Source organism: Peribacillus sp. NPDC058002, from assembly GCF_042886655.1.
GTDB classification, from domain to species: domain Bacteria; phylum Bacillota; class Bacilli; order Bacillales; family DSM-1321; genus Peribacillus; species Peribacillus aracenensis.
The window spans coordinates 79,245-94,621 of record NZ_JBHVQU010000003.1 but is presented as its reverse complement, the minus strand read 5'-3'; the positions used below and the strand labels follow the sequence as shown (position 1 = coordinate 94,621).

Annotated in this window: 9 protein-coding genes; 4 read left to right on the top strand and 5 right to left on the bottom strand. The window is 43.0% G+C overall.

Annotated elements, in window-relative coordinates; genetic code table 11:
• Positions 1-206 precede the first annotated feature (206 nt).
• From ACFVSH_RS01690 to ACFVSH_RS01680, 3 genes are all read left to right on the top strand, one after another.
• The gene (locus ACFVSH_RS01690; RefSeq protein WP_387601259.1) at positions 207-1,100 is read left to right on the top strand and encodes a helix-turn-helix domain-containing protein; all 894 of its coding nucleotides are present in this window, start codon (positions 207-209) and stop codon (positions 1,098-1,100) included.
• A 672-nt stretch (positions 1,101-1,772) separates the two neighbouring features.
• Positions 1,773-3,398 (top strand): hypothetical protein, encoded by a 1,626-nt coding sequence (locus tag ACFVSH_RS01685; protein WP_387704466.1) that lies wholly within the window; start codon positions 1,773-1,775, stop codon positions 3,396-3,398.
• Positions 3,391-6,363: a DEAD/DEAH box helicase gene (locus tag ACFVSH_RS01680; protein ID WP_387704465.1), complete on the top strand. Its 2,973-nt coding sequence runs from the start codon at positions 3,391-3,393 to the stop codon at positions 6,361-6,363. Before ACFVSH_RS01685 ends, ACFVSH_RS01680 begins: the two co-directional genes overlap by 8 nt.
• Positions 6,364-6,513: 150 nt before the next feature.
• On the opposite strand, the gene ACFVSH_RS01675 is transcribed toward ACFVSH_RS01680, so the two are convergent.
• Positions 6,514-7,122 carry a LysE/ArgO family amino acid transporter gene (locus tag ACFVSH_RS01675; protein WP_387601267.1) on the bottom strand — a complete coding sequence of 203 codons (609 nt, stop codon included), beginning with the start codon at positions 7,120-7,122 and terminating at the stop codon, positions 6,514-6,516.
• Between the two features lie 124 nt (positions 7,123-7,246).
• Here ACFVSH_RS01675 and ACFVSH_RS01670 point away from each other — a divergent pair, with 124 nt between their 5' ends.
• Positions 7,247-8,692 carry an aminotransferase-like domain-containing protein gene (locus tag ACFVSH_RS01670; protein ID WP_387704463.1) on the top strand — a complete coding sequence of 482 codons (1,446 nt, stop codon included), beginning with the start codon at positions 7,247-7,249 and terminating at the stop codon, positions 8,690-8,692.
• 108 nt (positions 8,693-8,800) lie between these two features.
• Here ACFVSH_RS01670 and ACFVSH_RS01665 read toward each other — a convergent pair whose 3' ends face one another.
• From ACFVSH_RS01665 to ACFVSH_RS01650, 4 genes are all read right to left on the bottom strand, one after another.
• A complete protein-coding gene (locus tag ACFVSH_RS01665; protein ID WP_387704461.1) occupies positions 8,801-9,217 on the bottom strand; it encodes a hypothetical protein in 417 nt (138 codons plus the stop codon).
• 226 nt (positions 9,218-9,443) lie between these two features.
• Entirely contained in the window at positions 9,444-13,181 is a 3,738-nt protein-coding gene (locus tag ACFVSH_RS01660) for a S8 family serine peptidase (protein ID WP_387704459.1), read from the bottom strand.
• A gap of 207 nt (positions 13,182-13,388) precedes the next feature.
• Positions 13,389-14,291 (bottom strand): ABC transporter permease, encoded by a 903-nt coding sequence (locus ACFVSH_RS01655; protein WP_387704457.1) that lies wholly within the window; start codon positions 14,289-14,291, stop codon positions 13,389-13,391.
• Positions 14,292-14,303: 12 nt separating this feature from the next.
• A complete protein-coding gene (locus ACFVSH_RS01650) occupies positions 14,304-15,308 on the bottom strand; it encodes an ABC transporter permease (protein WP_387601282.1) in 1,005 nt (334 codons plus the stop codon).
• Between the last annotated feature and the right edge of the window lie 69 nt (positions 15,309-15,377).

Sequence of the window (15,377 nt, the reverse complement as noted above, 5' to 3'; positions counted from 1 at the left end):
TTTTTTTCATAGGTCATTCCTCCTTTTCTTTTAAAAAAATATTGGTTAAAATAGAAATTAATTCTATAGTTATATTTAACCACACTTCTAAAAACCATATATTTCGACTAAAGATTCTATTTAAACCGTTCAGGACCTGTACATACCGCTTTCACCGATTTTTCATGACAAAATATAACTCTAGGCATATTTTAAGGAGAATCAAAATGGATTTTTTTGCAGTTGGACAAAAGATCAAAGAGCTACGTAAACAAATCGGGCTTTCCCAGGAAGAGTTGGCATCCGGTATTTGTACACAAGCACAGATAAGCAAGATTGAAAAAGGCGATGTCTATCCATATGCATCCACCCTCTACTTAATTTCCCAACGTTTAGGCGTTGATGTAAACTATTTTTTCGATATTGGAATGACCCCTAGGCTGGATTACGTCGAAGAAGTGATTTATCAATTAAAAATAGCCAGGAGAACCCGTAATTACGAGGAAATGCAGCAGATTGTAAAGGCTGAGGAAAACAGTCCCCTCTTTCTTCAGAATAAAAGGAATCATCAATTGATTCTTTGGCACAAGGGAATATACGAATATGAAAAAAATAAAGATTTAGATAAAGCCATCGAATTCATTAAACAGGCCATCGCCATTACTCATACGACCGACAAAATATATTCTGAACGGGAGCTTGAAATCTTAAGCAGCCTTGGTGTAATGTATGTTGCCGAAGAACAGTACGAAAATGCATTCGCCTTGTTAAGGAAAGCTTTGGATCACTTGAAAGCCCTACCCTTTTTGACGGATAAAACGCTAAAGACACGCCTATCCTATAATTTTGGCAGAGTGTTAACACGCCTGGTCCGATACGAAGAGTCCATTGCCTGCTGCCAAGATGCCATAAAGTGGTGCCTTGAACATGATCAATTATATGCATTAGCTGATTTACACTACCATTTGGGTTACAATTTTGAACTTATAGGTAACTTTGAAGAGGCAAAAGAGTACTTGGAAAAGTCAGCGTTTCTATTCGATTTACAAAAAAATCATACCTTTGTTACATTCATCAACAAAAAGTTGGATAGTTGGAAGAACGAAATGAAAATAAACTAATTCTATATTTTTGGCCATTCCCTCGGGAATGGCTCCAGACTGGCAAACTCGATGAAAGTTGAGTTTGTCTACATTTTTTTTAGGAATGTACAATTTGAACGTTGCCTCCAGGCTCCCTCTCCAGTCAACTTTGTATTAACTTTTATAGAGAAACCCATTTGCAGCAAACTGAGCCATTCATCAGGAATTTGTATAATTTCACACGCATCATTTTCAAAACCTCCATTCTACATTTTAAATTCCAAGCCAAAATGAAGTATAATAAAGAGATGCTTCAAAAAACGCACCTTTAAAAAAGGTTCCCGCCCCTCATCAATTAGTTTTGTGAAGCGTGATGAGGATGAAGGATTTCAGGCATGGTTAACGTTAATGCCAGTTATTCCTGTTTATATCCGAACCGCTTATATTCAAGGGGATTTTTGACGATATTGACTTTTACAGGGTTTTTATGAATATACGGCTAGAAGCAGTGATGCCTTGTTCGATTAACTGGATTAGAACGTAAAGAGAACGGCCATGGAAAAAGCCCGCCAATCAATCTCGGGATGTAATATATGCAAGGCCCAAGAATAACCAGGGGCAGGATTACGATATGTTAAAGAACTGATGGTTCATGATCATACAAAAAATATAAATTTTGTTAAACGGGGCTTGTCCCTGAAGGAGGAGAGTATGGAGCGGGAGTTGTTGTTAGTTGGGGAGCGGCTGGCGGAATTTTTGGAGGCCGGGGATCCGGAAGATTCGGATGTGGTGAATCAAGGGCTCCATTTATACCGTCAGGGGCTCGTTGATATTAAAGAAGAAGCGGCGGACACGATTGCGGCTGAGGTACAGGATGGGACACGCTTTAAGGCCAGGCTGAATCTGCTCTTCCCTCAGGATGGAAGCTGTACATGTGATTCAAGGTTCATATGCCGGCATCAAATGGCCGTTTTCTTTTCTGCATATTCTGAACACGCTAGTGTTTCCGAATGGCTGAGTGAATGGAAAGCGCCAAAAAACACCTCAACTGCACAAGCACTGCAGCAGGTTAAACGGGCAAGTGAATTACTTAAACAGGCGGCGGGGAATTCCATCACCTTAGATAAAAGCTACCCATCATGGAAGCAATTCGTCCATGATTCCTTTGCGGAACATATCAAGCCTCATATAGGCGAGGCTACTTATATGATTGAAAATCATATACAAACTTACTTTAAACGCCTTAGCTCAAAAGCTCCAATGGAAAGGGAATGGAAGTTGCTTTATCATTTCGTTACGCAATTTTGCACGATGCAGCAGACACTGAGAGTGATTCAGCTGCATAAAAGTGAGACGCAAACGATCAGGGTCTTTTATGCACTTGCCGTCGACCTGGCAGAAGAGCTGCATGAATCGGTACAGCCGCTTAGCAGGCAAGCGAGGCCCTTCGCCTTTGATCCCTTCGTTTTCAGCATCAAGGAAGATGTAGCTAAACTACTGGATGGTGGAGAAGGCCTGGAATACGAAAAGATTGACCTCTACCGGGAGATATGGAGCTACTTGTTCTCCAACTCCTCATGGCGTAAAGAGGAACTGGAACGAATCAATAAGGAACTTCCCGACAAGTATATGGGCACTACAGAGAGGACGTCCTATTCCCTCGCAGCCATTCACCTATCCCTTTTGGAGAACCATGATAAACAAGCGATTGAGCTTCTTCATGAATTGAAGAAGGAAGCCTGTCCATACATTTTTTATTGGCTGAATCTCCTGGCTGAATCTGACAACCGGTCACGTGCCATCCCTTTCATTGAATTCATCAATCATAATGTCCAGGAATTCCTTGCCGGTTTATCCGATTATTACAAACGGGTGGATTTCGTCCGAACGTTCACGACTTTAATTAATAGTTGCTGTTATAAATTAAAACGGACTGATTTGCTTGAGAAATTTTACAGGGCCACCCTTCCGCACAGCTATTGGAACTATGCAAATTTCCTTTTTGAACAAGGACAATATAAAAAATGGGTGGAGATGCATATTTACTCGGAAATCAGCATTGACTTAATCAGCAGTGAATCCATCAAAGAAGTGGTTTCAAAAGAACCGGAACTAATCCTGCCCCTTTATTATCATGCGGTCCAGGAAAAGGTTTCTTTAAAAAACCGGCCTGCTTATAAGCAAGCTGTCCGTTATTTGAAAAGGATGCGCACCATCTATAAAAAGAGCAAAAAGGAAGACGTATTCGATCGTTATATACTTTATGTAGCAGATTCAACCAAACGGCTTCGCGCTTTCCAAGAAGAACTAAAAAGGGGTAAGCTTATCGATGTTTAATCCAGGGAAATTAAAAATCAAAATAGCGGCTCTCGAAAACGGAACCTACGCCCTTGGTGTCGTCAATGAAGAGAATACCTTCCTCACTACGAATTATATACGCAGGCTGTTATTCAACTGGGATGACTCAAGCTTTTATGGTACCAAAATGACTACGGATATAGTGGATGGAAATCAAGTATTCATTCTTGACGCTTGGGGACTTCTCAACTTTTTTGCTAGGGAAAGCTTTAACTCCTTCATAGATTGGGAGTGGTCCGAGTTATCCTCCCTCTGCCTTTCAGCAGCGCCCGTTCTACATGAATCCATTGAAGCCGGAATCCCCGTACCGGATTTCACTAATCTTCAGTTGGACTCCATCGGCTGGAAGCTGCCGGAAGAAGTGGAAGAGGAATTCGTCCCTTCCTTTTGGGAAGAAGAAATATCTTTGGATCTCCCTTCACCTGAACTGGAAACCAACCGTACTTTTATCGAAAAGTGGTATAACGGTGCCGCTAATATGTATTTAAAAAACTATTCACCCATGCAGCATAAATGGAGCGAAGCCGTCGGGGCATTAAAGGATACACGACTTTCTCCCGAAGAATTGCAGGCCTTTTTTGACAAAGACAGCTGGCAGGAATGGCTCGGTACCGTTCCTGATCCCAAGCCATTCACTATAGGTCTCCGCTTAACTGAGCCTCCTGATGGCAATGGGCCTTGGATACTCGATGTTACCCTTCGTTCAAAGAGGGATGAGAATATCATTGAAACATATACAGGAAAAAAACTGCCGCGCGGCTGGAATAAGTATGCAAGTGAAGTGGTGCATGCTACGAAACGCTGGCAGCTCGTCGTGCCATGGCTTGGGGAGAATGGCCGTCTGAAAAGGGAAATTTCGGAAACAGATGCATGGGAATTCTTGACCGATGCAAGCGAAAAGCTCCTGTTTCTTGGCGTCGAAATTCTCCTTCCATCGTGGTGGCTTGCCTTGAAGGAGTCCTCATTGAAGGTCAAGGCGAAAGTGAAGAGCCAATCGAATCGCGGCCCGTCTTATGTCGGGTTAAAAGCTTTAATGGACTTTGATTGGCGGTTCTCATTAAATGGCAAAGAGCTCACCGAGGCGGAGTTCGAGGAGCTCGTCAATGAAAAAAGGCGGCTTGTCTTCATCCGCGGCCAATGGGTCAAGCTTGATCCAGCTTTCATTAAACAAATTCAGGAGCTGATGGAAACAGCTAATGAAAAAGGCATCCAATTGACTGACTTGCTGCAACAGGAACTGTTGAATGGCATAAATGAAGATGGCGATGACGATTCTGAAAACGACGAGATGCTCAGGATTCAATTTGAATTGAACCAGGAGCTCCGTAAAATGGTTGGAAGACTCCGGGAAACCAAGAACATTTCCATCCTGCCCGTCCCTAATGCACTTCAAGGCGATTTACGCCCCTATCAAAAACTGGGCATGAGCTGGCTCCTTTTTTTAAGGGAGCATGGTTTTGGTGCCTGTCTAGCCGACGATATGGGACTTGGAAAAACCGTCCAGATGATCGCCTACCTACTTCATGTGAAAGGCAAGGAAGGAGCCGGTAAAGAGCTCCCCACTGCCCCCAGGGATAAACAAAAAAGTGAACCGATCATTGTCGAAGAGGATAGCAGCACCGAGAGCAGTGATGAGGCTGAGATCATTGCCACTGCCCCCGAATCCGTCTCTGTACAATCGGCGCTCATCGTCTGCCCGACATCGGTCCTGGGCAACTGGCAAAAGGAATTGGAGAAATTCGCACCATCACTTAAAGTTCACCTTCATTACGGATCGAATCGTGCTAAAGGTGAAGCATTTACTAAACTGTCAGCCGATCATGATATTGTCTTAACATCATATGGACTGACCCACCAAGATGAGGCTGAACTGACCACCATCCATTGGAGCAGCGTTATCCTTGATGAAGCGCAAAACATCAAGAATTCCCAAACAAAGCAATCCAAGGCGGTCCGCAAGCTAAACGGCAGGCATCATATCGCCTTATCGGGTACGCCGATGGAAAACCGTTTAAGTGAGCTGTGGGCGATTTTCGACTTCATCAACAAAGGTTATCTCGGAACGCTAGGTCAGTTTCAGGAAAAATATGTGGCGACCATTGAGCGTGATGAACAGAAGGATAAAATCAAGGAATTGCAGCGTTTGATTCAGCCCTTCTTGCTTCGCCGTACAAAACGCGATAAAGAAGTCGCCCTTAATCTTCCAGATAAGCAAGAACAAAAGGAATTCGTTCCGCTTACCACCGAGCAAGCATCGTTGTATGAACAACTGATAAAAGATACATTCACTGATATCGAACAACTGTCTGCCTTTGAAAGAAAAGGCATCATCCTCCAGATGCTGAATAAGCTCAAGCAGCTTTGCAATCACCCAGCTCTTTACTTAAAAGAGACGGAGAAGGAAAATATCATGAAGGCACCTAACCGATCAGGCAAACTCGAGAAACTGACCGAGATTATCGATGCTGTCCGCGAACAGGATGAAAGCTGTCTCATTTTCACACAATATATCGGGATGGGCAATATGATTAAAGAATTGCTGGAAAAACGATATGGCTTTGAAGTGCCATTCCTGAACGGGAGTGCGAACAAGAAGCAGCGTGATGAAATGATCACCCGATTCCAAGATGGGGAATTCCCCATCTTCATACTCTCGTTGAAAGCAGGCGGCACTGGACTTAATCTTACAGAAGCGAACCACGTGATTCACTATGATCGCTGGTGGAACCCGGCTGTTGAGAATCAAGCCACCGACCGTGCTTACCGAATAGGGCAACAGCGTTTCGTTCACGTTCATAAGCTAATCTGCACAGGGACCCTGGAAGAAAAAATCGACCAGATGCTTGATAAAAAGCAAGCCCTGAACGACGAGATCATCAGCAGTGATAACTGGATCACCGAACTTTCCACAGAGGAAATCAAGGACTTGGTTGCTCTTCAATAACCCGCTCTCACGATATGAAGATGAATGAGGGCAGGCTGTCAGCTTATCAAGACAAAAAAAGGGAGAATGCATATATGATATGCATTCCCCTTTTTTAATACATAAGCGTCCTGTAACTTTTAAGCCCTGGTTCGAATACGTTTATCTGATTCAAAAAAGCGATTTCACCATAAAGAGAGCTGTGATCCAAATGATGATTGCAGAAATTTTATTTAATATTCCAAGGAATTTCCCGGATGTATCAACCTTTTTCAGCAATCGCCCCGCAAGACATAATCCATGGAACCAGCACCATGACACAAAGATGCACGTTATGGTGAATATCATTTTATCTTTCCCAGAATAAACAAGGGAGCTTGAACCGATTACACCTATCGTGTCCAAGATTGCATGCGGATTCAGTAACGAGACTGATAAAGTAAACACAATTTGCTTTTTGGCCGACATCTGCATGGATTTGGCACCTGCCTGTGAATTCGGTTTGGCAAACCAAATCTGAAAACCCATATACAATAAAAATATAACTCCGATTATGATTAATGTAAGGCGCAGCCAATCATATTGCATCACAACCAACGAAACACCTAAAATAGCTAACAGAATGAGCACTGTATCACAAATTGCAGCTGTGATCGTTGCTGGCAATGCTTTTTTTATTGTAGGTTGGATTGCACCTTGATTAAAAATGAATACATTTTGCACTCCCAACGGAAGTATCAGCCCTAATGCCAATAATAATCCATGAAAAAATGGCCCCATACGAATACCCCCTCCCCTCATATTCAGTATAATGAAAACAACAAAGGAATTAACCATCCAATTGGTTGGTTTTCAAACCAACCAATTTATAATGACTATAGAACATGAAAGGAGTGGTTTTCGCATGTTCATCGAATGGAGACCAAACCGGGCTTCCGACCGATCACTTCACCAACAAATTGCAGATTGGGTCAAACAACAAATTACACGAGGCGAATGGCCGGTTGGTACTAAGCTTCCATCACAACGCTCATTGGCCGACTCATTTGGTGTAAACCGAAGTACCCTCATCACTGCCATAGATGAGTTGATTGCAGACGGATTATTGGAAACTAAGATTGGATCCGGCACATTCGTTTCAAATAATACATGGAATGTGCTCGTCTCCAGCAAACAGCCCGACTGGAAAAACTATGTCCGGAATGGCCTTCATGAACCCAATTTAAAAACGATTCAGGACATTAATCAGTATGAAACGGATACCGCCATCATCAGATTGGGCACCGGCGAACTATCTCCAGCTCTATTGCCTACAAAACAAATCGAAAAGACGTTGCGATCCACTTCTTTTGATGCCCGCACATTAGGTTATTCCGAACCAAAGGGTGATAAGAGACTTCGCCAATGTATAAGTGCTTATTTAAAAACAAAAGGGATCAACGCAAGTCCCAGCTCCCTCATGGTCGTTTCTGGCGGGCTCCAGGCACTCCAGTTGATTTCAGTTGGTTTACTTCAAAGGGGATCGTTGATCTTACATGAATCCCCTTCCTATTTAAATTCCATTCACCCTTTTCAATCTGCGGGCATGCAATTAGTAGGTTTATCAATACAAGGCAGGGAAAGTATTCCGACACAAATAAAGCGCATCAACGGAAGGAAGAAAGCGTCACTATTTTATACTGTTCCAACGTTTAACAATCCAACAAATACTACATGGACAAAAGAAGAAAGACTAAACCTCCTATCACTGTGCAAAAAAGAACAGATTCCGATTATTGAAGATGACGTATATAGTGATTTGTGGTTTGAAAAGGAACCGCCGCCGCCTTTAAAATCCCTTGATGCAGATGGCCTTGTATTGCACATTGGCAGTATGTCCAAAACATTGAGCCCCGGATTGCGTATCGGATGGATTGCTGGCCCGATAACTGTAATTGAACGTTTAGCGGACATTAAAATGCAAATGGATTACGGTTCCAGTGCCCTTTCCCAACACCTTGTGGCAGAATGGTTAGCAAATGGTCAATATTCAAGGCATTTAGAGTGGCTTAGGCATGAGCTGATAGATCGCAGAGATTTTACATTGACCCTTCTCGATCAATATTTTAAGGGACTGGCTGAATGGCAAATACCTCAAGGCGGATTTTATATATGGTTAAAATTATGTAAACCCATCGTGAATCCAAACCTTTTCAAGCAAGCGATAAAGGAGAACATACTTCTTAATCCGGGATACATATACGAACCAAATAACCATACACATATACGGCTTTCCTATTCATACGCTTCGAAGGATCAATTAGCTTATGGCATCCAAGCCCTTTCAAAGATCATTCGGCGGATGGTTTGACATTTTGAAGGATAGGAGACGCTTATCATGTCGAGGAGCTGTTCGCGGCAGCTCCATTCTTATTGGGTAAAGTAACATATTAATGTCCTGCAGTTCCAGAAGATGATATTACGGATTGGCAGCTTTCACTTTTACGTTCCGCCCTTTTTGCTGGATGATGAAAAAAGAATGGTGATAGCCATGATTGATCATGATATGATCGAGGATTGCAGTAAGCGCCTCACCCTTATTCGGCTGATATGTCTCTGAACTTTCCTCAATGATGATTTTTTCTTGGTGGGGGTCATATTTAATAGATGTTTTAGCACCTCTTTCAAAAAAAGAAAGGGTTACTTCCTGACATAGAGGAAATTCCTGATAAGGTGAATCTGAGCGGGGATTCTTTTCAAAGGGAGAATGGACGTGCTGAAGTGCATCAAAAAAACTCGGTTTTGTAAGATATGATCTGTCGGTTCCTTTCCTTTCGAATTTCACTTTAATTCCGAGACTACTAACTTTATTGCTGGATTTCTTCTTATAATTCATAGATACCCTCCTTTTAGTAGGTTCTTTATACCTAATTCTTTCATCCTATTCCATATACCTGCCAGAAAATGAAATTACTTCCTCACTAATAGATTTCCATATTTGCACGGTGAAAACGCAGTAAACTACTTCATAATCCTTTCTAAAGAAATTCATTCATCAAATCCATACTCGGGAAATCTGATTACGCAAAAACAGCCCTCCTGGATAAGAGGGCTGTTTCTCATTATTTTTTGGCTTTATTGATATTAAAGGATTTCTTCGATTCATTTCCGGCAAGATCGGTCACCTTGAATTCAAACTTGTTGTTGCCTGTTTTAAGCGGCAACTCCAAATCCTCTATCTTCTTCTTATAGGCACGCATTTTGTATGGTTCCTTGAATTCATGATAGAATACTTCGCTTCCGTTCAGGTAAAGGCGGATTTCATCGAAATTATCCTCTACCGTCACGTCCACTTTTGGATTCTTTCCTTTGGCTCCCACAGTTTCCGGTACACCTTTAACTTTTAAACCTGGCTTTGTTGCATCGACCATAATCGTCCGTTTAAAGGAAACTGTGTTATCCCATTTATCGGTTGCTTTAACCGTGAAGCTTTGGACACCATCTACAAATTTCTTTTCATATGAGAATTGATATTTATTATTCGACTTGTTATACGTTACAGGTACCGTTTTATTGTCGATTTTAAATTCCGTTATTTCCGATGCTTCTTCAATTTCTCCAGTTATTTTGATTTTTGTTTTATTGTTCACACTCAAGGCTTCAGGACTCTTGATCTTTACAGCTGGTGCATGATTATCGATTGGAGCCGAATCGCTTGCTAATTCGGTTTCAGCCGTTTTTTCATTACCTGCATAGTCAATTGCCACAACCTGAACCTTTTCCCCTTTTACATCTGGCAGGGTGAACTGTTTCGCATTCGCCGGGAGCGGTTCTTTCATGATCGATGCTCCATCGACTTGCACATCGTAATAAGCAAGCCCTGAACCATTCAAATTATCCTTACCTTGGATGGTCAATACATTGCCTTTTTTCGAAATTTTGACTGTCGGCTTTACCGTATCGATTTTGATGGGCATTTTAAACGTCTGCCATTTAGCACCCTCGTAATCTATCATCGCTTTGATTTCAAAATAATAGACCCCATCCTTAGCGAGTGCATTATTGATTTTACCGTCCCATTTACGGGCTGGATCCAGGGTGTATGCAGTTCCCCTTCCGCCATCATAATAGTCCTTACGTACATTATTCTCTGTGCGAAGTTTCCGGACTGACTTGTTTTCACCATTCAATATATTGTATTCTACCTTTTTCGCATTCCTTAAGAATGATAGGACCGGCACGAAGTCATCCTGTGCCCCATCACCATTTGGGGAAATTGCAATATTTTTGCCATTGAATGTTTTTCCCGCAGGGTCATAGCCGAGATAAGTGAAATCTTCACCTGCAGTCGATACTCCCCCTGCCATTCCATAGAAAGACTCTTTATCATATTTAGTGCCATCCAGGATCGGGGCTTTGTCCCACTCTCCTTTAAACCCTACATACGGTACATTCAGTTCCGGATTCGTATCGGCTGGATCCTTCAATGAGATGAACCCTTCAACAAAATATCCGTTTGGAAAGATCTTGTCAATGTCTACAAGAGTCTGAAGGTCATCTCCAAGTACCTTTGCATTGGATATGTCCACTTTCACTTCGAATGTAACCGATTTTTTTGCAGGAACGGTAATCTTATTTGTATTTTTATTATTGATTTTAATCGTAGCGTTCTTAATTTCCTGTGCTTCCAGCTCATTAGCGGAATAACCCAGCTGTCCCTGGATTGAATAGTCCGTTTGGATGTTTCCTTTTACATCATACTTGACCGCTTTGTTGCTGAAGTTTTCAACCTTTAAAGTAAAGGCGAACTTATTGCCGATCTCCTTCATTGCAACCTTCGCTTCTTTCGTGAATGCCTCGGTCACGACAGCAGGTGTGGACAATGCGGATTGCAGCTGCATGACCCCGGCTCCCTGCCTGCGAGGCGAGTAAGGGTTTTCCCAGTCAAAGGCCTTATTGACGACACCCTGATCCGTTAAAGGTTTTGAAGTATTCATCATCAGATTTTTAGCTAAATTAGCCCGTGCAGATCCTTCTAATTTAAATTCTTTATCCACTCTTTCAAGAACCAGTGCCGAGCCTCCGGAAACATGTGGTGCCGCCATTGAAGTACCGCTCATCATTCCATATTCATCGTTGTTCAGAGTCGAATAAATCTGTCCGCCCGGAGCAGTGATTTCCGGTTTGAAATCCAAGTTCGGAGCGACTCCCCATGAACTGAATGAGCTCATTTTCCCTGCTTCTGGATTTACAGCTTTAGTTTTATCACCATTAAAGGTAATCTTCACCTTTTCGCCATCCGTTAAGGCCGATTTCAGCTTTGCACCATCAGATTTCAACATGAACAGCTGAGGAATGGTGATGCTTGGATCTGTAGCCATGGAAATATATCCGTCAGCATTGTTGTAAATGATGACTCCTGTCGCTCCTGCTGCCTGGGCATTTTGCGCCTTTTCTATAAAAGAAAGCGTACCGCGCTCGATGAGGGCGAACTTGCCTTTAACATCCACTTTGGAAAGCTCCCCCGGCGTCCCAAGACCTGCAGCCACCAAGTCATGTGTTTTATCCTTCAAAGCATTGGGGTGTACGCTTGAAGCCGACATGAACGGAGCTTTACCTGCTTGTCCGTTTACATCATAAGTCGCTGCATCCAAATCCATATAGTTATTCTCTACCGATGCCACTTGTACAGAATCGTAAGCAAGCCCAGGTGAACCTGAAACGCCAATATCCGGGTTCGAGGCTGATGGGTTTGCAAAACCATTTCCAAAGTGTGCCGAGTTTCCTGCTGAAATCGACATGAGGATCCCATTATCAACAGCCCTGGATACCGCCTGCTGCTCCGGATCTTCTGCTGATACAAAACCTGCAGTGGAGCCAAGGCTCATATTCAGCACATCCGCCCCAAGGATAATGGCATCATCAATCGCCTTAATGTATATATCGCCCCATGTTGTCTGCATGTCGGGATCATTCCCGAAGACCTTTAAAGCAAGGAGCTGGGCTTCAGGAGCAACCCCTTTAATGCCGCCATTCTCTTCATCTCCATTGGCACCAGCCGTACCTGCTACATGCATTCCATGCATGGAAGCCCCTTCACCAAGGTCAAGGATTTCTTCATTTTCATCCATGTAATTGTATCCATAAGGTACCTTCGCCGTATAATAATTTCCTAATAGATGGCTAGATTCCTTTATCCCGCTTATTTCACTTTCAGTCAGCTCAGCCTTAGTCTCGTCGTTCAGGACCATATCACGGTGAGATGGGTCGATTCCAGTATCGATAATCCCGACGACCATCCCTTCCCCTTTATATCCATATTCCCGCCAAGCTTCCTGGGCTTGGACAAGTTCTTTACTATATAGCATCTCGGGTTTTTCTACAGGACGTTCATATTCATTCGCAATATGTACTTCAGCAACTTCAGGCATGGCTTCCACCTTTTTGATTTCACCATACTGAAGTTCACCACTGAACCCATTTACGACTGTCGTAAAACTTTCAAGTTCCTTGAAAGCTATTTTTTTCTCTTTCACCTTTTTTTTCAATTTCTTCTGATTAGCTAGCTTTTCGGACTTTAATTGTTGTTTCTTACTTTTAGATAACTGTTTAAAAAGTTTCCCTTCTTTCGAAGCTATTTCTATTGCCGGGGCTTCCTTCATCTCTACGATGACCCTGACCTTCTCATTGCTTTTGTACTTCTTCGCCAAATCATTTTTCTTCAGCTTTATAATACTTTCCTGATTCTTCTTACCTGCACCGCCCGAGCCTGTCGGGGAATCTGGTAGCTTGGCTGCGGAAACGCTTGCAGTAAATACTAATAGAAAGATTGCTAGAATGGACAAGCTGCGTTTAATCAATGAACTTTCCTCCTCTAAAATAATCAATTTTTGGAATATTCTTACTGAGTATAAAAGTATCACAACTTTTGGGGTGATTTTAAGGGGTAATAGTCACTATTTTCCTATTTCGATCTAGGATTATGTTATTATTTTTCATATTTTAATAGATTTACAAGATAAACGACAAAAAGATGGTGATGTTAAACTAACATCACCCTTTTATTGCTAGTTTTTCATTCTTGGATCCAATGCATCGCGCAGCCCATCCCCCATCAGGTTAAAGCCGAGTACCGTAAGCATGATCGCAAGGCCAGGGAAAAGAACCGTCCATGGTGCCTGAATGATGAACGCCCTGGAATCAGCAAGCATTTTTCCCCACTCTGGTGCTGGCGGCTGAGCTCCGAGACCTAGAAAGCCCAGTGCTGCACACTCAATTATGGCAGTTGCAATCGCCAAGGTACCTTGAACGATGATCGGTGCAAGACTATTCGGAAGGATGTGGTGAAGGAGAATCCGACCATCCCCCATTCCAATTGCCTTCGCAGCCGTCACATATTCCTCTTCTTTCACCGTTAAGACCCGTGAACGTAAAAGCCGGCCGAATATCGGGACATTGACGATGGCAATGGCAATAAGTGCGTTGCGAAGGGAAGGCCCCAAAACGGCTACGACAGCAATGGCAAGCAAGATACTTGGAAAGGCCAGAATGATGTCAAAGACCCTCGATATGATCGTATCTATCCACCTGCCGTAGTAACCGGCAATGATTCCTAAAAAAGACCCAACCACGACAGATCCGGCAACAGATAAGAAGCCGACCCCTATTGATATGCGCGATCCATAAATGACCCTGCTCAAAATATCACGTCCAAATTCATCCGTTCCGAACCAATGCTCCGCAGACGGGGCCAAATGTTTATCACTTAGCTTTTGCCCCTCAAATGAATAAGGTGCAATAAGGGGCGCGAAGAGGGCGATTAAGATAAAAAATGCAACAATCCCCAGCCCCACAAGGGCTACCTTATTTTTCCTAAAACTCCTCCATCCTTCCTTCCAGGGAGAGATGACCTTTTCCTCTGCCTCTTTTGGAGGAAGGATTGGTGAAGTATTCGTTGCTATTTCAGGCATGAGTTTCCCTCCCTATTTATACTTAATCCTAGGATCGATCGCTGCATACAACAAGTCCACAACTAGATTAATCATGACAAACAAAAAGGCGATGACGAGAATTCCGGACTGTATCACCGGATAATCCCGAGATAGTATTGCATCATAAATATATGTACCGATACCTGGCCATCCAAAAATATTTTCCGTTAATATGGCGCCGCCTAAAAGTAATCCTGTCTGGAGGCCGATCACCGTCACCACTGGAATCAGGGCATTCTTAAGGGAGTGCTTGTAAACAACCCAAAACATTCTCATTCCTTTGGCACGAGCCGTACGGATGAAATCCGATCTCATAACTTCCAGCATGGACGAACGTGTCATCCTTGCAATAATGGCCATCGGTATGGTCGCAAGCGCAATCCCCGGCAATATGAGATGTTTGATCACCTCGAAAAACTGATCAACCCTGCCAGCTATGAGTGTATCTATCAAATACAGGCCGGTCATGGCCTCAACGGGATCCCTGATATTATCCCGCCCTGTCGTGGGAAGTAAATCCCATTGAATTGAAACGATGTATTGCTCCATTAATCCCAGCCAGAAAATAGGCATGGACAAACCAATCAACGCAATAACCATGGCGATATAATCAAACCATGAGTTTTGAAACCAAGCTGATATTATCCCTGCATTCACGCCTATGACCACGGCGATGATCATGGCGATCAAGGCCAGTTCTATCGTGGCCATTAGGTATGGCCCAATTTCCTCGGAAACCGGACTATTCGTTTTTAACGAAACACCCAGGTCTCCCTTTAACAAGCCTGATAAATAATCCCAAAACTGGATGAACCAAGGTTTATCCAGACCAAGTTCCTTTGTCATTGCAGCGACTGCCTCTTCCGTTGCTTGCTGCCCTAAAATCACCTGTGCTGGATTTCCAGGAATCGCCCGAATCATCATGAATACAATAAATGCCATTCCAAGTAACACTGGAATGAGAGATCCTAAACGTCGTACGGTATAGGAAAACAAAACAATCACCCGCCTTTTAATAAGGGTCCTTCGAAGCGCCCTTGATCATTTTGAAATACATTCCATAAC

Bases quoted from the DNA above. Each gene is read 5' to 3' on its own strand.
- ACFVSH_RS01655 (WP_387704457.1), bottom strand. From the start codon at position 14,291: ATGCCTGAAATAGCAACGAATACTTCACCAATCCTTCCTCCAAAAGAG.
- ACFVSH_RS01690 (WP_387601259.1), top strand. From the start codon at position 207: ATGGATTTTTTTGCAGTTGGACAAAAGATCAAAGAGCTACGTAAACAA.
- ACFVSH_RS01670 (WP_387704463.1), top strand. From the start codon at position 7,247: ATGTTCATCGAATGGAGACCAAACCGGGCTTCCGACCGATCACTTCAC.
- ACFVSH_RS01680 (WP_387704465.1), top strand. From the start codon at position 3,391: ATGTTTAATCCAGGGAAATTAAAAATCAAAATAGCGGCTCTCGAAAAC.
- ACFVSH_RS01665 (WP_387704461.1), bottom strand. From the start codon at position 9,217: ATGAATTATAAGAAGAAATCCAGCAATAAAGTTAGTAGTCTCGGAATT.
- ACFVSH_RS01675 (WP_387601267.1), bottom strand. From the start codon at position 7,122: ATGGGGCCATTTTTTCATGGATTATTATTGGCATTAGGGCTGATACTT.
- ACFVSH_RS01685 (WP_387704466.1), top strand. From the start codon at position 1,773: ATGGAGCGGGAGTTGTTGTTAGTTGGGGAGCGGCTGGCGGAATTTTTG.